Origin of the sequence: Psychrobacter sp. R86515 (assembly GCF_042466315.1) — a bacterium.
GTDB lineage: Bacteria > Pseudomonadota > Gammaproteobacteria > Pseudomonadales > Moraxellaceae > Psychrobacter.
Window position 1 is genome coordinate 260,066 of record NZ_JAXHCC010000001.1, and the last position, 23,122, is coordinate 283,187.

Genomic DNA, 23,122 nt, shown 5'->3' on the forward strand with positions numbered 1-23,122 from the left:
GCAATGTTACTTTATTTTTTGCTTAACTAATTTAGAGACATTCCATAATATATGGATTTTCTAGATATGAGATTAAACAGATCTATAATATTTTCTTTAAGACATTTGCAAACCGTTGACCCGCACTCCGAAACACGCCTGATACTCGATTGTTTTGAATCGCTTCAGGTTCGCTTTTTTCGCTACGGCGGAATTGCTCACTTTGACTATATAGCAATGTGCCAAAAGCTGTCTGATAAGCACGGTCATTCACTTGACTATTTAATAGCTTAAATGACTCATCATTATCAAAATGATTATAAGCACTGATAGCAGGATGAGTGTTGGTCAGTACGACAGGCATTTTTAGTAGCTTCTTGGCAAAGGGTATCATACCTTTAATCGTACTACCGCCGCCAGTCAACACAATCCCTTTATCGATATAGCCTATCAAACCTGCTTCGTGTAATTGACGCGCTACTTCAGTAAATATCTGAACGTAACGAGCTTCAATAATACGTGCTAGGTTATAGATGCCAATATTGATTTCGTCGCCCGATCCTTGAGGTTTGAACAAAAAGAAGGCGCTTGGGTCGACACTATTAACATCAGCTGTGCCATGGGACTTCTTCAGCTTTTCAGCTTCAATCATGGAAATACCAAAATCAGCTGAAATATCCATTGTCACTTCATGACTGCCTGTTGCTATACAATGTGTAAAAATCAGTTTATTCTCTTTATACACACAAATGCTGGTCGTACTAGCACCGATGTCTACTAAGCAAACCCCTTGCTGGCGTTCCTCAGTCATCAAACTATACTCAGCACTGGTCACTGCATCGAAAACAATATGATCAATACCGACGTCACAACTTTGCAATAGTTTTTGGATATTCTGACGGCTGGCAACAGGCATCATCATCATGTGGTACATCACGGTGATATTGTGTGCCATCATTTCGATGACATCATCCACCATAAAATCTTGCTCATCGACATAGATACCTTGCTGACAGCAATGCATCAAATAATAGTCTGATGATAAATCACGCGATTTTGCATTGGCCAATGCTTGTACCATGTCTTTGGCACGTACGACTTCATCTTCTACTTTGACCTCTCCAGCACTGTTTTTGCTAGATAGCTCAGGGGTCGCAAGGGTTAACCAAACACTATGCACACGGCAGTTAGCGGTGTCTTCCGCTTCTTGAATGGCTTGCTTAATAGCACCTTGCAGACGTTCACGATGCTTTATTTGACCTTGATAAAAATCGCTGTTTTTAACTTGTCCTACGCCCAAAATACGAATGTCTTTTGCAGAGACAACATTGCCTATGACGACATATACTGCCGTGGCACTTAGATGGACAACAACCAGATTTTCATTATTTTTCATGGTACCAGACAAATTATCGCTAAATAGAAGAGCAGGTGATGCTCTTCTATTAAATCATTAAAAAAAGCGTTACTAATACGCTATGATGTTGTACATATTTTCTTCAAACTAAATAAACCGTATTAGCTCACATCGGTTATGCATAGATGTAGTGCTTACTTAGGCTATTCTGATTCAGCACTCTGTGTCACGTTCCAAGCAATGGTAAAGCCATTTTTGTATCGTAAATCTACAGACTGCATTTCATCTCGACGCGTACTTAACTGATTGCCAAGCAACTGGCTTAAATTCAGTAGTTTTTGTGCCGTATTTTCATTGTCTACAATCACACGTAGCCCATTGTCAAAACGGATTAACCAAGTCATTCTCGGTGACAGAATGATATCGTCGACCTGCATACCAAGCGGTGCATACCAATCATTAACTTGCTGCATTTGTTGCATAATAACTGGTGCTTGAGACATCTCACCCTGCAAGGTCGCAAAACGCTCTTGTGTTAAATCTCTACTATCAGCAGGAACAAATACAGCCCCTTTTGCATCAACCAAACGTTCTGTACCAAAATTGGCAACTGCTTGCTTGGGTAATGCATTGACGACGATGCCGCGTTGCCAATCACGAGAGATACTCACTTGGTCTACCCAAGCTAAGCCCATCGTAATATCGCGCAATGCTTGCAAATCAGAAGTAAAAAAGCTGCTTACTTGTTGTTGTTCCATCACGTCTTGTAATGAGCGATATTGAGCAGCAGACAAACCTTGATTACTGACATAAATATTTGCTGGCGGTGCATCACGTAACGCTTTGCCGCCCATCATTAATATTAGCACTAGCAAACCTAAGACCAGTACCATAAATAGATACTTTACCGTTGCCGGTATTTGGATCTTAGATTTTGGGCGACCGGCTTTATCACTCATCAAGTCAGTTACCTCGTTGACAGTTTGAGCCATAACGACCTTTGTCCCTATATTTGCATAAAACTGATCATGCTATTTATTGATATAAATCTGCGTATTTTTGGCAGAAGCTTATTAAGTCGATATGTTATCAAATTTTATTAAAAATATAGCTTATATACAGCGATTACGTTGATTTAAACGTAACATTTTTCTTAAATTATGAATAAGTTATCAGTTGTATTCACAAAACAACATAAATATCACCGAAATAGACCTATTCTTACAATATTAACGTATTTTATGGTTAAACAATAGCCAAACACCAACTACCAGCAGCGAATTTACACAAGTTTACATGAAGCTGTGGTATAGCAGCTCTAGTGACACAAAGAGTCGTCACTATCTGCTCAATTTAGTTGATTTGACAGTTATAGTGTTTGCGCCAAAATGTGCCAGCATAGTGCATCAAAATCTAGTCCGCGAGCTTTGGCCGCCATCGGAACCAAACTATGACTGGTCATACCTGGTACGGTATTGATTTCAAGCAACCAAAAATTGCCTGCTTCATCTTGCATGGCGTCGATACGTCCCCAGCCTTTTGCATCTACTGCACGAAATGCTGCAAGGCTTAAATCTTGCAGGTGCTTTTCATCAGCAGCGCTCAATCCACAGGGAATGTAGTAACTGGTATCGTTACGATTATACTTGGCTTCAAAATCATAGAAATTAGTGATATCAGCTGGTTCGAGACGAATCACTGGATAGGCTTCATCATCGATAATTACAATTGTAAATTCGCGACCTGTAATCCAGCGCTCAGCCATCACCGCATCACCACATTCCACTGCAGTTGCATAAGCGGCAGGCAGCTCATCAAGATGATTAACCTTGGTCATGCCAATGCTTGAACCTTCATGAACTGGTTTAATGATGAGTGGCAAACCTAGCATGTTAACCACTTGCTGCCAGTCAGTATCAGCCGTCAATAATGAAAATGGTGCAGTTGAAAGGCCACAACCTTGCCACAATTGCTTGGTACGTACTTTGTCCATGCCTAATGCCGAAGCTAGAATCCCTGAACCAGTTTGCGGTATATCAAACCACTGTAATACGCCTTGCAGTAGGCCATCTTCGCCGCCGCGACCATGCAATACATTAAACACGCGGTCATATTTGCGTAGCTCAGTGATGTCTTGATGCTTTGGATCAAAATGAGTCGCATCAACACCTTGGTTTTGCAGCGCTTGCAATACTGCCGCACCACTGTCCAAAGACACGCTGCGCTCATTGCTACTGCCACCATAAATAACGGCTACTTTGCCAAACTGACTAGCGTCTTTTGTATGAGTCGTCGTGTCTAAAGATGTATCATTGATAGCTGCATTTTGAGTGCTATTATTGTCTTTATTATCAGTTGTCATGAGAATCGTCCCTAAATTTTAGCTTACTTAATATAAAGGTTATTGGCAGCCAAATCGATAGCAATCTGCCCGACATTACCAGCGCCTTGGGTAATCAGCATATCGTTGGCTTTTAGCAAACGTTGCATAACAGGGGCTAGATTGTCTTTATCAATAATAGTCGGTTCAACTTCACCGCGCAAACGGATACTGCGCGCTAGTGATTTGGTATCAGCGCCGGTAATTGGACTCTCACCTGCTGAATAAACATCTAATAACAATAGCTCATCAACACTCGATAGCACTTCTACAAAATCGTCGTAGCAATCACGGGTACGGCTGTAACGATGTGGCTGAAATAGCATCACTAAACGACGATCAGGGAAGCTTTGGCGAGCGGCTTTAATGGTCGCATCGACTTCTTTTGGATGATGACCATAATCATCAATCAATAAGACATTACCATCATCGATATCGACAGAAGCATGCTGCTCAAAACGACGGCCCACGCCTTCAAATTTTTGCAGGGCACGCTCAATCGCTGCATCATCAACGCCTTCATCAGTCGCCATCGTGATGGCAGCAAGCGCGTTATAAACGTTATGTGTACCAGGAATGTTCAACGTCAGGCGTAATGGCTCACGGTCACGGCGCAATACGGTAAAGTGAGTTTTGGTTCCTTCTGTCACTAAGTCTACAGCTTGTACATCATTGAACGGCTCAAGACCAAAGGTCAATACTGGACGACCGATATCATCGATCATTGCATACAGCTCAGGATCGTCACCGCAGACCACTGCCAAACCGTAAAACGGCATGTTTTGTAGAAACTGGATATAAGCGGCTTTTAATTTATCAAAGCTGTTTTCGTAGGTTTCCATATGGTCTTGGTCGATATTGGTCACAATCGCGGCCATCGGATGCAATGACAAGAATGATGCATCAGACTCATCAGCTTCTGCTACCAAGAAACGGCTGCTACCCAATGCTGCATTTTTGCCTGACGCATTTAACTTACCGCCAATGACATAAGTAGGATCTAGCTGTCCTTCTGCCATCATTGTGGTTAGCAAACTGGTCGTCGTCGTCTTGCCATGCGCGCCAGCAACTGCGATGCCGTGACGATAGCGCATTAGTTCACCAAGCATATCAGCGCGGCGTACTACTGGCAGGCGAGCTTCAAGTGCTGCTTTTACCTCAGGATTGCTACGATCAATCGCTGATGAGACAACGATAACGTCAGCATTGGCAATATTTTTAGAGTCATGGCCGATAGATATTTCAATACCGATTTGCTGTAATCGTTTAGTCACCAAGCTTTCTGCGATGTCAGAACCACTGACTTGATAGCCTTGATTGTTCATCACCTCAGCGATACCGCACATGCCTGAGCCACCAATACCGATGAAATGCAAATGCTGAATGCGGCGCATTTCTGGTATTTCAATCAAACGCTTAGGTAGAGCTTTCGCAGAGGTAGGCATAAGGATCTCTCTTTATTAAAGGTCAATAAAACTTAGTAAATTCAAATAAGGGGTATGAGCGACAGACTATAGCGCTTGCCAAATGATGTCAGCAACTTGCTTACTCGCACTACGGTTAGCTAATGCATGGCCTTTTTTCGCCATCGCCAAGCACTTCTCTCGATTGAGTGCGCCAAGCTCGTCACTTAGACTTTTGGCAGATAGCTCTGACTGTGGCAGTAGAATTGCAGCATCATGTGAGGTCAACGTGCGCGCATTAGCCGTCTGATGGTCATCCACTGCATGCGGTAGCGGTACAAAAATAGCGGCGATGCCGACGTTTTGAATTTCCGTCACGGTCAATGCACCTGCGCGGCAAACGATGATATCTGCCCAGTTATAAGCTGCAGCCATATCATCAATAAAAGGCTGTACAGTAAACTGATGGTTGTTTAGGTCTTGTGCGCTATAAGCCGTTTGCGTGGCTGCTTCATTGTTGCGTCCACACTGGTGTAGGACTTCAAATGGTTGATCTAGTAATGCTAATGCTTTTGGTACTGTATCATTTAATACCTGAGCGCCAAGTGAACCGCCGACTACCAACAGCTTAAGCGGTGAACTGTCATTTACATCGTAGCGTACCGTTGGCTCTGCGACACCAGTAATGGCATTACGCACAGGATTGCCCACTGTCTCAAGCTTGGCATCTTGCTGACTATTGGCAAAGGTGTTTTCAAACGCTTGTAATGTTTTGGTCGACAGCTTAGATAAGTAGCGATTGCTCATGCCAGCAATGGCATTTTGCTCATGGATGATCAATGGCGTATTAGTCATACGCGCAGCGATACCGCCGGGTGCAGTGACATAGCCACCGAACCCAACGACTACATCGATCTGACTACTACGAATCACTTTTACGGCTGCCATCGTCGCGGATAGCAGAGTCATTGGTAGCTTCAGTAGTCGACCAATGCCTTTGCCACGAAGTCCTTGCATATTAATAGCATGAAAAGGATAACCTGCTGGCTCAACCAAACCGTTTTCCATACCGTTTGGCGTTCCCAACCAATGAATTACCGCACCGCGCTGGGTCAACTCGTCGCTCACTGCAAGCGCTGGAAAAACATGCCCGCCCGTACCAGCTGCCATCATCAATATATGCGGTGTTTTCATGAACGCCTGCCTATCTTTACTTTATTTATATGAAGGGTTTATCTCACTGCGGCGGTAACAATTATAAAAAATAATGACCTAGCCAAAGCCCGCATAGTATAGAGGAAATCATTGTCTTATATACAGTACTTTATGCAGCAAAAATAACAAAAATCCAAGCCATGATCAGTCACGGCTTGGCATCGTGTAATGCTAATAAACGGTAAGAAAAATCAATGACTAACAATACCTCAAAATATGGGTTTTACGTAGTCAAAACATTCTTTAATTCAAAACGTTCCTGGACATAGCGAAAGCTACGCAGTAAATTTATTCTCAACCGCCATGATAAAATCGGTCGCGATATCTGTACCACACTGGTCATCAATCTCACGTACGCATGTTGGGCTAGTAACGTTAATCTCAGTGATACGCCCACCGATCAAGTCTAGACCAACGAACATTAGGCCTTTTTCTTTGACGATTGGTGCCACAACTTCTGCTACTTGGCGTTCGATATCAGTCAATGGCATAGCAACGCCACTACCACCAGCTGCTAGATTACCACGGGTCTCGCCTTTGGTTGGAATACGAGCCAAACTATAATTTACCACGACTCCATCGACGATTAATACGCGTTTATCGCCTTCTTTGATTTCTGGCAAATAACGCTGCGCCATGATGGGCAAAGTCTCAAGCTCAGTCAGTATCTCTAACGTCACTCCAATATTTGGACTATCAGCAGTCAAACGGAAGATGCCAGTGCCGCCCATGCCATCTAATGGCTTGACGATGACGTCCTGCTGTTCAGCGATGAACTTACGAATATGTGCTTGTTTGCTGGTCACAATCGTTGGGCTCATATAATCGCTAAACCACGTCGCAAATAACTTTTCATTGCAGTCGCGAATCGCCTGTGGGTCATTGACCACGAGCACGCCTGCTGCTTTGGCATGGTCAAGCATATAAGTGGCATAGATAAAGCGCATATCAAACGGCGGATCTTTGCGCATCAAAATCACGTCATAGTCGCCGACTGGCCCTGTGCTTTTATCACCCAATGTATAGAAATCTGCAGGATCACGCTTTACTGTAAGCGGCTGCGTATCAACCATCAACTGACCACGGTCCAACCACAAGTCATGAATCTGACAGTAACCAAGCTGATGGCCACGATCTTGAGCGGCCCACATCATGGCGAGACTGGTGTCTTTTTTATAATTGACCCGCTCGATAGGATCCATAATAACGAGTATTTTTAGCGACTTTTCTTGTTTTTGTTGGCTCATGATAAAACTCACTTACGTTATATTATTAATATGAAACACACCTACTAAACAACATCAGTGCCCAACTATACGCCGTACTGCTCACGGTAGTGTTGCATTTTGGCTAACTGGGTCGCGTCTTTATGCTGGCCGTTTTGTGCACCATGGTCATCGGCCAAATAACTGATCAAATCATCGATATCGACCAATGCACGTACAGGCACTTCTAGTGTCGCGGCAAGCTCTTGAATAGCAGAGTGCTCGGCTTGACCTTTTTCTTTACGATCAAGTGCGACGATAATACCAGCAACGCTTGCGCCTGCTTGCTCTAAAATCTCTACCACTTCGCGCATGGCTGTACCCGCTGTAATGACGTCGTCAAGCACCCAAACGGCCTTGCCAGTTACGTCAGCACCGACCAAATTACCGCCTTCGCCGTGAGTTTTGGCCTCTTTACGATTATAGCCCCATTTGGCATTGATGCCATGATGTAGCCATAACGCTTGCGCCGTCGCTGCGACAAAAGGAATACCTTTGTAAGCCGCACCAAAGATGACCAGCTCTTGCTCATTATCGCCATTATTTGCCGTACTCATTTGTTCAGCCAAGGCATCTGCATAACCACGTGCTAGCAGTGACAACATCTCACCAGTCGCCAGCAAGCCTGCATTAAAAAAGTATGGACTGATACGACCAGACTTTAGGACAAACTCACCAAACTTTAGCACTTGGTTGTCTAGAGCCAGTTGAATAAATTGATGAGATGAAAATGTAGGGTCTTGAGGGCGTATTACATGAGACATTATGACATTCCTATCAGCAAAAAGAGGGGACAAAAAATTTGCATTATTGTACGCATTATTGATCAGCTTGACCAACCATTGATCTCATAATCCTGCATATTGGCATAGCGAGTCAACAAACCACTACGCGACGAGATATTAAAATAGCTCTGTCCATCTGCTCGGACTTGTATTTCCCAATCCAAATGATAAGCGGCAACAATAATATGGCCAGCAAACAGTCGAATCTGACGATATGCATGGCGCTGTGACGGCTCACAAACGATCTGACTGAGCAAATAGCTACGCACATGCTGGCAGATTTCTGCGGCGCTATAACTATGATTGATACTCTTACGGGTACTACATTGCTTTAGCGCATGGACAGCCACGCTACATGCCATAATATCCGTGGCCAAACTGCCCTCGCCTGTTTCAAACTGCTGCGGTTGTAGTATCACTTGCCAATCGTCGGCATACAGACTATTGAGTAGCTCATCCGGATTATAACGTTTGGTCAATGCGCGCATAGATAGTGCAGAATTTTGAGCCTTGCTGTCATTATTTGAGTCATTATTTGAATCGTTGTTTGGCTCAACCCCTGTAGCGCTATCAGTCGGCAAAAACCCATAACGGTTCAGTTTTGGATAAGCGCGAATCGCCTGTTGAATATCCGACATATCTAACAACGTCATATCTGATAATGTCGATATTAGTGGCTGCTCACTGTGATTCTGATAAAAGCTATCCGGCAATTCGATAAGCTGGGCCGCATTCAGCAATGATAAATGCTCAGCCAATGCCTCTGAAGCAATCAGCGACCATTTCGATAAGCTGTCTGCATTGGGCTGATAGAACCGAGTCGAGTTACCGTAGAGCCTACGCAGTTGACCATTTAGGCGACGAGCAGGCTCAGGTATATCACTTAATGGTCTGGCAGGATCCAGAGGAGATTGTTTGGGATCAAAGTTAGGATGTAAGATCGCAGGCTGCTGTGAATCAGCTAGTATAGACGATTGCTCAGCCTTTTTTTGGACGTGACCTTCTGCCAGCTGCCCGCCCTCTGTTGCCAGATTAGCATGAGATAAACGGTCATCAGAAGTAGAAGGCTGGGACATGAAATCTCCATAGATTATAAAATATGAAACAAACAAAAACGATTATACCGAGGGCTATTTTACTCTGTAGGGCTTAACTCTAAAAGCTTACTCTTGATGATTTAAAATATCGCGGTAGCCTGTCTGCCAATCAGCATAATCAAGCCAAGCTAACGGAATGTTGCTGTGCAAGCGTTTTCCTGTCACTGAGGTTTTTGTATTATCAATAGTAGGAGGTGTCTCGCCAACCTGCTCACTAAGCCAAACCCCTAGCTCAAACGTAGTAACAGGTCGATAGTCCGTCGCTAGATAGACAGACTTTGGTGTTTCTATCGTCAACACTTTGGCGATGATATTGACCAAGTCGCGATCCATGATGCGGTTGCTCCAATGCTCAGCTGGCACTGGATTTTTATTTGGCTCACGAGCCTTGCGTAGTCGCATTAAGCGCTCGCGACCGTAGATGCCACTAGGGCGAATAATAATGGCTTTATCACCGAAGCCTTGTTGCAGCGCTTGTTCTGCTTGCAATATAACTTTTGAGGCTTCACGCGCAGGCGTAACAGGTACAGTATGCTCATCAATCCACTCACCATTGTCCTGACCATAGACACCAGTAGAAGAAATGAATACCACACGTTCAATTTTAGTGAGCTGTGGAGCAAGCGCTGCCAAATGCTGGCTAATCGCTAGATAACTGTCGTGATAACCGCTGGTCGAGTACTCGTCAGGGGTAACGATAATCGCAATATGAGTAAATGCTTGTAGCTGCTCAGTCGTCAAAGTCAACGCGTCAGCCTGCAAAAAATCGGCGCTATCTACCAAATCATAATGGTGGCGCTCACTACGAGCAAGGCCAGTCACACAATAGTCATCTTGGGCAAGTTTGTTGGTCACTGGCAGGCCGATATCACCTTGTCCGATAATTAGTAAATTTTGCGTACTCATAAAGCATGTTTTCCTTTATACAACTTCCTTTATGCAACGATTACAGCGCTTAGAAGCCATTTTGTTTAAATTAATGCCTAAATCAGTGTCTAAACCAGTGACTAAAAGTACCGTCTGTATGATAGCTGTATATCATCATTGGCATCGATACGATCTTGCCATTCGTAATTGGCATTGATACGTAGTGCTTGTGTTTTATCAATATCGTATTGTAGCCCTAAGCTTGAGATTGGTTGCCAATAATGACCACGGACGTTGGTTTCATCGCTGCTGCCATGATACCAATATGGCAATTGCAATTCAGCTTGCGCGCGTAACTGATTGTTAATCTGATAACGGCAGCCTGCATTGATACCTGCGCCTAGACGAAAACCTTTATTGATACCTCGTCCTACTTGTCCCGTACCTGCCAAAAAGGTATAACACAGTTGCGGCGGCATCTCACCAGTACCTGCGGCTGGTGTACCAAATGCCCATGACCAGCCTTTTTCGTAACCCACGCTACCGACCAAATGATCCGTACCTGCCTCTTGCGATCCATCGTTTACTCGCGTCGCCTCAATACTGGCACCCCAAGTATTGCCTTTTTTGGCAGCATTAACAGGGTTAAAAGAGCGACCTCGAATCAAAGTGACATTTTGCAAGACCACACTATCTGGCTGATTGGGATTATTATCATCTGTGTCATACAGTCGTAATGTCGCAGCCAGCCCTTCTAAGTTGAAAAACTGTGGATACCCTGAGGCGTGGTCAAGCGTATCATGAAACCCCGCTCGAAACCCAATATCCATATAGTCATTGTCGCCACGCTGCCCTATACCTATCGTGCCCAACTGTAGCGGATGCCTGTCTATTGGATTATTATCCGATACGTCGATTTGACGCTTGAGTAGTGTTTGCCCATCATCTGACATGCTCGATACAGGGTTGAGCTGCGCAGACTTGATTTCATTCACGGTTTGTTTGGCGCTATTATGATAGCCCAACTGCGCGCGCTGTTGTTTTTTCTCATTGAGCTGATTTTGACGTAAGGTATTATCAGCAGGTGTATAAGTGGTACTTGCCAGTAACTGCTTATCATTTAATAGTTGAATCACATCAGAAGGCACGACGGCGTAAGACAATTGGCTCAGTAAGTTTTGCTGCGGACGGACCACATCAATAAGACGCAAAATCTCAGAAGCACAGTTGTCCGTGGTAAAGTAATACGGCATTTTCAATGCTTTGGTTTCCCAAACGTGGCGCATAATCTGCTGAACTTCCGCGGGCGTCAGACTCAACTGATATGTCCACGTATCACGTTCATCATCTTGCAGGTATTTCGCTAGCATCTCTGGATAAGGGTCAATTTCGATAGCGCTGTTGTAGCTACCAATCATTGACTTGGTAGCATAGACTGGAAAACTGTCGTTTGAATCACCGTCTACCGTATAGTTCAGCGCATAAGCCTTATCAATTTGGTTTGGATCGGCGATACTCGCTTTTGAGTCAATGCGTAACAGCGTATGAGCAAACGCAGAGAGCGGATTGTCCAAATACTCCTGCGCAAACATGATAGACAGCTGCTCAGGCGCCAATGTCGACATCCACTCATCCAATTCTGCACAGTCAACAGATAGACTTGCAGCATCGATCGCTAGCACCTCTGTCAACCATGCCACTCGCGCTGGAAAACGACATAAGACAGAATTATTATTGGTATTAGTTTTGGCTTGGTCGTTATCAGTCGCTGATGATGCCAACTCTTGCGCAAGTGCCACGAGCATCGCATCTAACTCTGCACCTGAATCTCGTTGACCATTTTCACTTAAAAAAAAGCTCGGGTCGTCAACCAAACTCTCGGTTTTCTTTTTACCCAATACACTGTTTTTATCATCGTAAAAATACAACAAGCGTCGCCATGTTGTATGCTGTGCCAATTTGTCTATTTTTACTTGTTGCCGCCATGTCGATAGCAGCTGGTCTGTCGCTAAACTTGATTCAGATAAAATACTCTTTTGAATGTTAGGTTCAGCACTATTAATATTGTCCGGCTCAGATAATGCATCTGAATTAGAATAAGTAGGTGCTGTGCTAGTAGGTGCTGTGCTAGTAGGTGCTAAGCTAGATGCATCAGGTGACAATGCATCTGATTCAAGGACGGACAGCGGCGTTGGTAAAAATGCCTGTGTTTGAGCCGAGAGCAATAACCCTGCTATAGCCAATGGCAGACGTGCTCGCAGGCCAATGGTCATTAGCGTACAATCGATAGGTATGGACGTCAGTTTTATAGACATGAGGTAAAATCTCGCACGTTATTATTCATACGCTATCAGCGTTATTAAAGTTTCTGGGTCAAAAAATCAAACACATAGCCCACTATCGTTTAGCTACTTAGGTAGATTGTCTATCACACCATTATCAATACTAGTATAAAAAGAGAGCATTATGCCCGTATTATTGCCAAACTCATCATCTACGTCGTCAATGATCATCAAAGACGGTCTACTATCAGCAGCCACTTGGCTGGCCTCACCCAATTACAATGTAAGGCCAAAAGATTTAAGTATTGACGCCATCGTCGTACACAATATCAGCCTACCACCGAATGAATTTGGTGCCTGCGACACTAATGGCACACATTATGTAAAAGCATTATTTACCAATCAATTAGACTGGGATGCTCATCCTTATTTTCAAACAATCAAAGGTGCAGAAGTATCAGCGCACTTGTTTATCGAACGTGATGGCGCTATCACCCAGTTCGTCAATTTCAACGAACGGGCGTGGCATGCTGGGCGGTCTAGTTACTTAGGTCGACCTGAATGTAATGATTATAGCATTGGCATCGAGCTTGAAGGGTCGGATTTTGTGTCCTTCACCTCTGCTCAATATGAGAAGCTAGCCGAAGTAATTGCCGCCATCTACAAGGCCTACCCCAAAACACGTCGCCACTTGACGGGCCATAGCGATATCGCGCCTGGGCGTAAGACTGACCCTGGTGATTATTTTGAATGGGCAAGGTTGCGCCAGTTAGTTGCTGATGCAACGAAAAACGATGTACCGTCGCAGAAGTGATTTCCACACTCAATCCATTTATCTCAATGGTGAAAGTGATATAATTCATCAGTTTTTCATCCATATCACATCGGCACATAACTCAATATACAACTTGGCAAGATAGGTTCTCATGGCAAAAAGTCGGTTATTTCGTTCAACCATGGTGGTCAGCAGTATGACCATGTTATCGCGTATTTTAGGTTTGGTACGTGATGTTGTATTGCTAGGGGTTTTTGGTGCAGGTGGTTTGATGGATGCCTTTTTGGTCGCCTTCAAAATTCCAAACTTCTTACGACGACTGTTTGCAGAAGGTGCGTTTAGCCAAGCTTTCGTGCCAGTACTGTCTGAATACAAAGAAAAGTACAGCTTACAACAAGTGCAGATCTTGGTCAGTCGTACCTCGGGCGCATTGTTACTAGTGCTATCAATGCTGACAGTGGTGGTCATCTTAATCGCTCCTTGGGTGGTAACGTTGTTTGCCCCTGGGTTTGCCGATCAACCCAATAAGTTTGCCATTACCGCTGAGTTGCTACGTCTTACCTTTCCGTATTTGCTATTCATTTCTATGACAGCTTTTGCCAGTGGTATTCTACAAAGCTACGGTCGTTTTGCCGCACCGGCGTTTGCGCCCGTGTTATTGAACCTGTGTATGATTGGTGGGGCGCTGATTTTTGCGCCAATGTTTGATACGCCTATTATGGCACTCGGCTATGCAGTCGCCATCGCAGGTTTGCTACAGTTTTTGATCCAACTACCGCAGCTCTGGCAACAAAAGCTGCTTGTCGCGCCAAAGATTGACTTCCAGCACGAAGGTGTTCGTCGAATTTTGAAACTGATGTTACCTGCTATCTTTGGTGTCTCTGTCACTCAGATAAATTTACTATTGAACACTATCTTTGCCTCGTTAATGATTGGCGGTTCCGTCTCTTGGCTCTATGCAGCTGAACGTATGAGCGAGCTACCATTAGGTCTGATTGGCGTAGCGATTGGTACCGTCATATTACCAAGCCTATCAAAAAGTGAAGCTCAAAAGGACGACGTCAGTTTCAAAAAAACCATCGACTGGGCAGCACGTCTTATCATCTTGGTCGGTGTGCCTGCCTCAGCTGCCTTATTTGTACTGGCAGATGTATTGATGCAAGCGCTGTTTTTACGTGGTGAGTTTACCTTACGTGATGCCCAAATGAGCTCACTGGCCCTACGTAGTATGGCAGGCGGTATCTTAGGATTTATGCTTATTAAGATTTTTGCCCCTGCATTCTTTGCGCGTCAAGACACCAGAACTCCTGTCAAAATCGGTATCATCTCTGTCATCGCCAATATGATCTTTAGTGTTATTTTTATCGGGATATTCTATTTCTTAGAGATACCGTTACATGGTGGTCTGGCATTGGCTACGACTGGCGCTGCTTTTGTAAATGCAGGCTTACTATATTACTTCTTGCACAAGCGTGATATTTTCCGTTTCGGTCCGCATTGGAAAAAGCTGTTTACGCAGTTTGCTATCTCGACTGGCTCTATGATTGGCGTGCTTTATTTTATGCTGCCTTACTTTCCTACCGATCAGGCTCAGTGGCAACGTATCGTCGCGCTGATTATTATGTGTGCCGTCGGAGCGCTGGTTTACGGTGTAGTATTGCTAGCAACTGGTTTCCGTCCGCGTCAGCTAAAGCACGGTTAGGATAAAGTAAAAGTAAATCCATGACGGGCTTACGAAACCAAAACAAGCCTGTTATGAGAAATGACAATGCTCGCTGCTGATAATTGTCATAATAGATCACTAATGAATACATGACATTTGAGGTTTGATATGACAACGAAACAGCCAATCTTCCAGCGCTTACCAATTTTGCTAGTAACTGGTGTACTAAGCACTGGACTACTTATTAGCGGTTGTAGTAATAATGAATCGGCTGAAACTGCTACCGATAATGAAGATGTGGCAGCGACCGTTGATACATCAGAAGACGTCACATTAGACAATGATACGACTGACCAAGCGATGACCGATGACAGTGCTAGCGAAACAGGCGAAATTACAGATGGCACTGAAGACAAGACAGCGATTGATAGTGATAATATTAATCCAGTCACCGATGCGGCCGAACAGAAAAGCCTAGTGACCAATCCGACTCAAGCCGGTACGCCAGAGGATACTGTCAAGCAAGCACTAAACAGCTTATATTATGGTGACGTGAAGGATGCCGCGTCATATTACCAAGTCGATATGGCAAACTTTGAAGAAGAGCTTGCCAATACTCAGTCTGCGTTTCAGCAAACGGTGGATGACGTTACGATTACTGATACCAAATATAATGATGACAAAACTCGTGCCACTATCACTGGCGAGCTGATGCTAAAAGGACAGAGCGAACCTGCACCACTGACCTACCAGCTACAGAAGATAGAAGGTCAATGGAAGATTTTGGGTTAGAGCGTTTTAAGTTAAATTGTTTCAGACGCTTTATCTAAAATATCGTCTGACGTGACTGCTTTGCCAAGCATCACAACATCAGCGATAAACCCTTCCATATCGCAGACTTCGGGCATATAGCCCCATTGTTCAAAGCCAAGCTTACGGAATAATCCTAAGCTTGGATGGTTATGAGCAAAGACAAGGGCAATGACATTTCGAATACCTAGACTTGGTGCTTGCGTCAACATCCAACGGGTCAGCAAACTGCCTAACCCTTTGCCCTGATAATCTTGATTTAGATAAATGCTAATCTCGGTACTGATGTGATAGGCCGTACGTGCGTACAAATCGCTAAAGCTGCCCCATGCGACTATCGGTGCTTTTGTTTGATCTATATTATTTGATGGTAATGCCTTGACCACATATATTGGTCTGGTTGCACTATCCAAATGTTCCTCAAACCAAGTAGCACGCTCCTCTAGCGTAACCAATGCAAGATTGGCTGTTGCTTGTTTGCCCGGTATGCTTTGATTATAAATGGCTAAGACTTCTGCTAAATCTTCTTTATTTGCACGCTGCACAACGAACTGATCGGTAAGCTGATATGTCGATAGTTCAGTTGGTATAGTATTTAAGGCAGCAGCAGACATAAGATCTCCATCGTTGTCGGGATTGTTGTTAGGATTGTTGTTAGGATTACTATTAGCATCATTGGCAATAAAGAATAGCTACCCTACGTGCCATACTTGCATTACACGTAGACTATAGGATGTTAGTGTGGCTATTTTACTTTATAATGGCTGGTTTTAGACACATCAATTTTAAGCATAGATGTGTTTTTTCGTTTTTTATTTGGTCTCATCATAGCTGAAAACTTATGAAAACCTATTTTCTTGAGCAACTGATTTCGTCGCCACACGCTTCATCTACGGACACTGTCCCAGTAGAGTTGGCATCTTGCGTGCTCACTATCGGCAATTTTGACGGTGTGCACCTTGGTCACCAAGCCATGCTAGCCCAAGTTCGTGAGATTGCACATACCCAAAATTTGGGTGCGGCGGTCATGATATTTGAGCCGCAGCCACGCGAGTTTTTTGCACCTGCTAAAGCACCTGCGCGCCTGACCAATCTGGCAGAAAAACAAGCACTTCTAGCAGAATATGGTGTTGAAACATTGATCGTAGCAGGTTTTGATACAGAATTTCGCTCGCTATCAGCACAAGCGTTTGCCGATATATTAACCAAGCGTTTGAACGTCAAAGCGTTGGTGTTGGGCGATGACTTTCGCTTCGGTCATGATCGTACTGGCGACAGTCAGTTTTTGCGTAGTTATGGTTTGGATGTGACCAACCTGCATACGGTCACTGATAATAGTACTGATAATAGTATTGATGGCGACAGTGTTGATACTATCGATAATGACGCTGCCCGTATCAGCTCTACTCGGGTTCGTGATTTACTATTGGCAGGTGATCTTCAAGCAGCTAACCGGTTGCTTGGCCGCGACTATGCAATCACAGGAGTGGTTGTGCGAGGCGATCAGATAGGTCGAACAATAGACTTCCCTACCGCAAATATCGATTTGCAACGTATAAAGCCTGCCCTGCATGGTATTTTTGCAGTCGACGTGGTGAGCTTAGAGGATAATGGTAATGTGATCGCTGATGGTTTGACTGCGCTTGCCACCGATGGTCATACAGGTGTTGCCGGCTTGCGTCCGCATAGTTTGTTTGGCACGGTTAATATTGGCAAAAGACCTTCTGTTGATAAAGGCGATGACTGGCGACTAGAAGTCCATTTTCCACAGTTGCAAGCTGATTTATACGGACTGAACTTACACGTACGTTTCCTACACTTTTTGCATGGTGAGCGTCGCTATGATGGAATAGAAGCATTAAAAGCGGGTATTCATCAAGACGTTGCAGATCTACTTGAGTGGCGCGAAAAGCAAATTTGATTTTTAGTGTTACTCCAGACATAAAAAACCCCGCGATATTAAGACTATTGCGGGGTTTTTTATCTCTTGATAAACTTTTATGCATCAGGATGTAAACGGACATTTAGCTCATCGATGGTTTCTACCCATGCGGCATCTTTTTGCCATTCTTCTTGCAGGAACATACGCTGATTATCCGTCCAAATGCTAGCCTCTGTCAGTTTTTCTTCGCTAGCTAGTTGGTTTGCTGCGACAAAATCATCAATTGCTTCATCAGAGCTATCTAGACCTAACTGAGCAAATAACTCATTCATACTATATTCTGGTTCACCCAACATAACTTTCTCCTTAAATGATACGAATATGGTCGTACTTATTGTTTAATGTGCTTATTATTCAAATTGACATATTCATTGTAACAAGCTTTATTTTAATAGCTGTTAATCAACGTTTATCTAACGTTATCAATTGTATTAACGCTAAACTGCTTTTATCCATTTAAGGTAGTGACATAAATTATTTTCGCTTACCCATTTCTTATATTTCTTATAGACACAAAAAAGCCCTCATATTCCAGAGGGCTTTTTCATACTACTTATCTCTACTACTTGAATCATAGCTTACTGGATAGCAGCTTAGATTTACGGTAGTAAATGTGCTACTGCATCACGCTCTTCACTAAGCTCTTGCTCAGTGGCAGCCATTTTCTCTTTCGAGAAATCTGATGATACATCAACGCCGTCTACGATAGACCAGTCGCCGTTAGTGCATGTGCATGGGAATGAGTAGATCAAACCTTCAGCAATACCGTATTCGCCGTTTGAGTAAACGCCCATAGATACCCAATCGTTCTCATCAGTACCTAGTGCCCACGTACGCATATGTGCGATAGCAGCGTTGGCAGCAGAAGCCGCAGATGATGCACCGCGAGCTTTAATGATCGCAGCACCGCGCTGTTGTACTTCTGGGATATAAGTCGCTTCGTACCATTCACGATCAACTAAATCTAGCGCAGGCTTGCCGTTTACCGTACAAGCAGTTAGATCTGGATACTGAGTTGACGAATGGTTGCCCCAGATGATCATTTTTTTCACGTCATTTACAGTGCTGTCAGTCTTACCAGCCAACTGTGCCATAGCACGGTTGTGGTCTAGACGAGTCATTGCAGTGAAGTTGCGTGGATCAAGATCTGGTGCATTGCGCTGAGCGATAAGTGCATTGGTGTTGGCAGGGTTACCGACTACCAATACTTTTACATCACGGCTAGCGACTTCGTTCAATGCTTTACCTTGCGCTGAGAAGATCGCAGCGTTGGCTTCTAGCAAATCTTTACGCTCCATACCTGGGCCACGAGGACGTGCGCCAACCAGTAAAGCATAATCGATATCTTTGAATGCGACATTAGCATCGTCAGTTTGGACGATACCAGCCAACAATGGGAATGCACAGTCTTCTAGTTCCATGACCACACCCTTTAGGGCGTCAAGAGCTGGCGTAATTTCAAGTAATTGCAAAATAACTGGCTGATCTTTACCTAGCATCTCGCCAGATGCAATACGAAATAGCATCGCGTAGCTGATATTACCAGCGGCACCAGTGACGGCAACACGTAAAGGCTGTTTCATTGACATTGAATACTCCCTAATTAATTATTAGATAATTCTAATGAACGATTATCATTTTAGATATCGACTTGTTTGCCGCATAGCAGCATGTATAAACCGAGAGCTAGTGTAGCACTTCATCGCAGTGACCGTCTAGATACAGTCATAGACCCGTCAGGGATTATATTGTTACATTTTATACGAGAGGAGTTCTATAGAGGCTAAGCGCTTATAGATAAAGCTCTAGAGGGTTTTAGTACATAATAACTCAAGCACATTTTCACTGTGTTATGCGTAGATATAATGATTAAAATAGGCAATTTGTACTATTAGATTGGATTAAGTGGAATGAAAAACGGTATCAAAAAAGAAGTTTGAGCAGATAACTAAGTAAAGGCTATCGTCCACCTGAAATGATAAATTTACTGCCACAGCTGTCTACAACGTCATGACAAGTACCAAAGTCACCACCTTCATAACACACGTGTATATCAGTGAGTATTGATTGGCGACGGCTGCCTTCTTGACAGATAAGATCCACACTATTTGAAGACATACCACTATTGAGGCGGGTCATTTGACTGATAAATCGTGATTTGGAAACGGTATAACTATTACCCGTATTTAGCTCATTCGGTAATTTTAATCCACCTGCATAATTGGTAATCTGGCGGAAGTAACTGCTGGCGCTAAGCGGACTACAAGCCCCATAACGTTGCCACGTTTGGCTACGTACCGTTGTGTCAGGCATGATGCGGTTGACGACTTTTAGTTGTAACGGTGTGAGACGTGGCTCACTACCACGACCGCAGCGCTCACCATATCCCATATCCAGACCAGATACGGTTAACGAATAACCTTCCAAACACTGGCGCATACGTGCCCGCGTTGGCTGCATATTACATAATGCTGGTGTCATCTCAATCATCAATACGCGCTGACCAGTCTTAACCGTGCTAGCCGCCTGTGCTGGTAGCAGTATAACGCCTTGTATAAGCAGTAAAGCGCCAAAGCTCATCGTCGCTTTGATACTGCCTACGCTGTGTTTACTAGCCAAATCTGCACGCAATTGCACCATAGAGTTAGCAGCCTTGTTGCTTGCGTTTGTATCTGTCTTTGTATTTGCCTTCGATAAAGAGCATATCCGATTAGATAACGAATATTTGGTTTTTGGCGACGTAGACAGACTAAAATATTTTTTGATCATAGGACTGAAGGCAGTTAGTTAGCAATGATAAGACACAGGCTATAACTTAAATCATTAGACGCGATATATAAAACACGCATTGACCTAAGAACAAGACTGAAAAATAGGGTTTCCCATTAAGGCAATGGTAACAAAACGTTTTTTTTAATCTATAGCAAAAACGTAAACGTTGACGACATCGTCAGGAATCTCGATAAATGTTGATAAATCACTGAAAGATAACTGCTGTGAAATTTATTTTAGCCAGATAAGTGCTGCTTGGGCAAATCAGAGTTGATCAATTGACAAAGCAAATCAGTAGATAAAAATAAACCACTAACAATAAATCATTAGTGGTTTATCAAATGCAAGTTCAGTGATTAAAAGCCAGCTGGCACCGTACCCATACGCTGAGTAATCGGCTGACCACGACCCAATAGACTGCTGTAGATAGTGGCGTTTTCCATTACGTGTTTGACATAGTTACGTGTCTCAGGAAATGCAATCGACTCTACATACTGATCTGCGGCCAGCGAACCATAAACTGGCTGCCAGCGTTTGGCGTTATTGGGACCAGCATTATAGCCTGCGGTTGCCAATACTGGCTGATAATTAAGCTTGCCCAAGATATCACTCATATACCACGTACCATAGCGGATATTGGTATCACCACTGTTGGCACGGCTCGCACTATACGTCTCGCCTAGGTTACGAGCGATATATTTTGCGGTATCAGGCATAACTTGCATCAGTCCGCTCGCGCCTACGTTTGAGCGCGCAGAAGATACAAAACGGCTTTCTTGACGCATAATACCGTACGCCCATGCTGGATCAATACCTGCTGACTCACTATAACGTACGACTGCGCTTTGATGCGGCATCGGATGCGAGAGTGCTAAGCTATCCACTCTATCAGTATTATCAACCGCATAAATCGCTCGATCGAGCCAGCCCATATCATAGGCTTGACGAGCAGCGGCAATAATTAAATTGTCATCACGATTGTCACGAGCTTGCTTCACTGCCCAGTTCCACTCGCGGTTGGCATAAGCACGACTGGCCTCAGAGTTATATAACGCAAACGCACGAGCAAAGTTAGCATCTTGCATGACGCGCGCGCGATCAGCAGTACTGACATTAGGCAAATTACTACCGCCTAAACGGCTAGCATCAAAACGCTGCCCTATTTTGTCTTTTGCCATCAGGCCATAGTAGTCATTACTCTTTGCTAAGTTCTGATACATTTTTTTAGACGTATTGCGCTTGCTACTATCGCTTGACTGCTCATACGCGCGAGCTAGCCAATACTGCCACTGGGCCTCTTTTTGGGTTTCACCGTCCATTTTTGAGATAGCTTCTACCACATCATCCCAACGACCGAAGCGAATCGCTGCCATAGCGTAATCTTCTGCTTCTTCAAAATTAAAATCATTGTCCAAACTGTTGCGGAACCAATCGACTGCTTCAGCGTTAAAGCCGTCATCAGTGTTGTGATTCATACGCTGTACGCCAAGCGTACGATAAGCATAGCGTTGGGTTTCGTCATTCAACAATCTGACCGCGCGCTGATTGTCTTGCTTGATATCAAAGTCTAACTGTAGCGCTGCCTCACGATAAGACTTGTCAGCCATACGGCCGATTGCATACATATATAGGTATTGATTGGTTTGACTTGCAGGCTCACGACCAAAACGGCTAAAGAAAGAAGACGGATTAAGCTGAATTTCACTAAGCGCCGAATAAGCAATTGGCGTACCAAGGCGTGAGGACAATGCCATAATATCGCCTGTCTTACCTTTACGTAGCATACGCTTGAGACGAGCCGCACGATCTTGATTACTAATCAGCGCGTTGTTGTTCATCTCCATCGCTAACTGATCGCACAATGCTGGTTGCTTTTTAGTGGTTAGCCACACATCAGATTTGGCTGCCATAGCACGCATGGTGTCACCGCCATTATTAAACCCAAGCGCAACCGCACAGCGCTCACTGGCATCGGCATTGGTAATCAAATTGGCTACCTGTCTAACCGAGGCATAATCATTCGATCCTGCTTTGGTCTCCGCAAAATCAGCCACCAATTTCTCAGCCATGACCGTATCTGGATACTGACGCACAAACTGCGAGACCGCCGCTGAACTTTGTGAATTGAGATCTAGATTCATACGCCAATAGGTCGGATACATCGCAAACAAGCCGCCACTCATGACTTGCTCATAGTTATAGAGCGCGCTCACATCACCACGATCTGCGGCGATAGCAGCTGCCATAAATGAGTCAATACTACTGTCTTGCTGATAATCTTGTTGATAGTTACTTTCTTGTTGATAGCTTTCCTCATCGCCCCACGTCAACTCGGCACAAGCGACTTGTGACACACCAAGTGCACTTACTGCTGTTGCCACGCTCAACGCGCTCAGCCGTAGCGTACCTACTGTGATTCGCCTTGACGCGTGTTTTTGACTGATAGACTCTTCATCCTTGATGCTATGCGCAACACGCAACTTTGTCATACTGACTCTCTTTATGATATCTCTATAAATATGTGAATAAC

At 44.1% G+C, this 23,122-nt stretch carries 19 protein-coding genes; 4 read left to right on the forward strand and 15 right to left on the reverse strand.

From position 1 onward, the window contains the following. Nucleotides 1-82: 82 nt before the first annotated feature. The 10 genes from ftsA to SJY28_RS01125 form a co-directional block, all read right to left on the reverse strand. The gene (gene ftsA, locus SJY28_RS01080) at nt 83-1,375 is read right to left on the reverse strand and encodes a cell division protein FtsA (protein ID WP_057761435.1); all 1,293 of its coding nucleotides are present in this window, start codon (nt 1,373-1,375) and stop codon (nt 83-85) included. 164 nt (nt 1,376-1,539) lie between these two features. Then, the gene (locus tag SJY28_RS01085) at nt 1,540-2,328 is read right to left on the reverse strand and encodes a cell division protein FtsQ/DivIB (RefSeq protein ID WP_379543131.1); all 789 of its coding nucleotides are present in this window, start codon (nt 2,326-2,328) and stop codon (nt 1,540-1,542) included. 377 nt (nt 2,329-2,705) lie between these two features. Beyond that, nucleotides 2,706-3,698 carry a D-alanine--D-alanine ligase gene (locus tag SJY28_RS01090; protein ID WP_240990988.1) on the reverse strand — a complete coding sequence of 331 codons (993 nt, stop codon included), beginning with the start codon at nt 3,696-3,698 and terminating at the stop codon, nt 2,706-2,708. Nucleotides 3,699-3,721: 23 nt separating this feature from the next. After that, nucleotides 3,722-5,161: a UDP-N-acetylmuramate--L-alanine ligase gene (gene murC / locus SJY28_RS01095; protein WP_101205772.1), complete on the reverse strand. Its 1,440-nt coding sequence runs from the start codon at nt 5,159-5,161 to the stop codon at nt 3,722-3,724. Between the two features lie 66 nt (nt 5,162-5,227). Beyond that, nucleotides 5,228-6,313 carry an undecaprenyldiphospho-muramoylpentapeptide beta-N-acetylglucosaminyltransferase gene (gene murG, locus SJY28_RS01100; protein WP_379543132.1) on the reverse strand — a complete coding sequence of 362 codons (1,086 nt, stop codon included), beginning with the start codon at nt 6,311-6,313 and terminating at the stop codon, nt 5,228-5,230. A gap of 296 nt (nt 6,314-6,609) precedes the next feature. Continuing rightward, nucleotides 6,610-7,581, reverse strand: coding sequence for a glutathione synthase (gene gshB, locus SJY28_RS01105; protein ID WP_379543133.1), 972 nt, complete (start codon nt 7,579-7,581; stop codon nt 6,610-6,612). A 65-nt stretch (nt 7,582-7,646) separates the two neighbouring features. Continuing rightward, a complete protein-coding gene (gene pyrE, locus SJY28_RS01110) occupies nt 7,647-8,363 on the reverse strand; it encodes an orotate phosphoribosyltransferase (protein WP_379543134.1) in 717 nt (238 codons plus the stop codon). 62 nt (nt 8,364-8,425) lie between these two features. Beyond that, nucleotides 8,426-9,460 carry a hypothetical protein gene (locus SJY28_RS01115; RefSeq protein WP_379543135.1) on the reverse strand — a complete coding sequence of 345 codons (1,035 nt, stop codon included), beginning with the start codon at nt 9,458-9,460 and terminating at the stop codon, nt 8,426-8,428. An 87-nt stretch (nt 9,461-9,547) separates the two neighbouring features. Then, nucleotides 9,548-10,387: an SDR family oxidoreductase gene (locus tag SJY28_RS01120; protein ID WP_379543136.1), complete on the reverse strand. Its 840-nt coding sequence runs from the start codon at nt 10,385-10,387 to the stop codon at nt 9,548-9,550. Nucleotides 10,388-10,488: 101 nt separating this feature from the next. Next, complete coding sequence (locus tag SJY28_RS01125) at nt 10,489-12,663, reverse strand: DUF4105 domain-containing protein (RefSeq protein WP_379543137.1); 2,175 nt, start codon at nt 12,661-12,663, stop codon at nt 10,489-10,491. A gap of 151 nt (nt 12,664-12,814) precedes the next feature. Between SJY28_RS01125 and ampD the strand changes: the two genes are divergently transcribed. The 3 genes from ampD to SJY28_RS01140 all read left to right on the forward strand — a co-directional run bounded on the left by ampD (nt 12,815) and on the right by SJY28_RS01140 (nt 15,860). Continuing rightward, complete coding sequence (ampD, locus tag SJY28_RS01130) at nt 12,815-13,444, forward strand: 1,6-anhydro-N-acetylmuramyl-L-alanine amidase AmpD (RefSeq protein ID WP_379543138.1); 630 nt, start codon at nt 12,815-12,817, stop codon at nt 13,442-13,444. Between the two features lie 112 nt (nt 13,445-13,556). After that, the gene (murJ, locus tag SJY28_RS01135; RefSeq protein WP_057761456.1) at nt 13,557-15,107 is read left to right on the forward strand and encodes a murein biosynthesis integral membrane protein MurJ; all 1,551 of its coding nucleotides are present in this window, start codon (nt 13,557-13,559) and stop codon (nt 15,105-15,107) included. A gap of 129 nt (nt 15,108-15,236) precedes the next feature. Next, nucleotides 15,237-15,860 carry a hypothetical protein gene (locus SJY28_RS01140; protein ID WP_379543139.1) on the forward strand — a complete coding sequence of 208 codons (624 nt, stop codon included), beginning with the start codon at nt 15,237-15,239 and terminating at the stop codon, nt 15,858-15,860. 11 nt (nt 15,861-15,871) lie between these two features. Here SJY28_RS01140 and SJY28_RS01145 read toward each other — a convergent pair whose 3' ends face one another. After that, nucleotides 15,872-16,492 (reverse strand): GNAT family N-acetyltransferase, encoded by a 621-nt coding sequence (locus SJY28_RS01145; protein ID WP_379543140.1) that lies wholly within the window; start codon nt 16,490-16,492, stop codon nt 15,872-15,874. Between the two features lie 227 nt (nt 16,493-16,719). Here SJY28_RS01145 and ribF point away from each other — a divergent pair, with 227 nt between their 5' ends. Beyond that, nucleotides 16,720-17,799: a riboflavin biosynthesis protein RibF gene (gene ribF / locus SJY28_RS01150; RefSeq protein ID WP_379543141.1), complete on the forward strand. Its 1,080-nt coding sequence runs from the start codon at nt 16,720-16,722 to the stop codon at nt 17,797-17,799. A gap of 77 nt (nt 17,800-17,876) precedes the next feature. Here ribF and SJY28_RS01155 read toward each other — a convergent pair whose 3' ends face one another. From SJY28_RS01155 to SJY28_RS01170, 4 genes are all read right to left on the reverse strand, one after another. Continuing rightward, nucleotides 17,877-18,116, reverse strand: a complete 240-nt coding sequence (locus SJY28_RS01155; protein ID WP_379543142.1) for a DUF2789 family protein — start codon at nt 18,114-18,116, stop codon at nt 17,877-17,879. Nucleotides 18,117-18,419: 303 nt separating this feature from the next. Continuing rightward, nucleotides 18,420-19,403, reverse strand: a complete 984-nt coding sequence (locus tag SJY28_RS01160) for a malate dehydrogenase (RefSeq protein WP_101205831.1) — start codon at nt 19,401-19,403, stop codon at nt 18,420-18,422. Between the two features lie 376 nt (nt 19,404-19,779). Continuing rightward, entirely contained in the window at nt 19,780-20,460 is a 681-nt protein-coding gene (locus SJY28_RS01165; protein WP_379543144.1) for a hypothetical protein, read from the reverse strand. Nucleotides 20,461-20,948: 488 nt separating this feature from the next. After that, on the reverse strand, nt 20,949-23,081 hold the full coding sequence (locus tag SJY28_RS01170) for a transglycosylase SLT domain-containing protein (protein WP_379543145.1): 2,133 nt from the start codon (nt 23,079-23,081) through the stop codon (nt 20,949-20,951). Nucleotides 23,082-23,122: the final 41 nt, after the last annotated feature.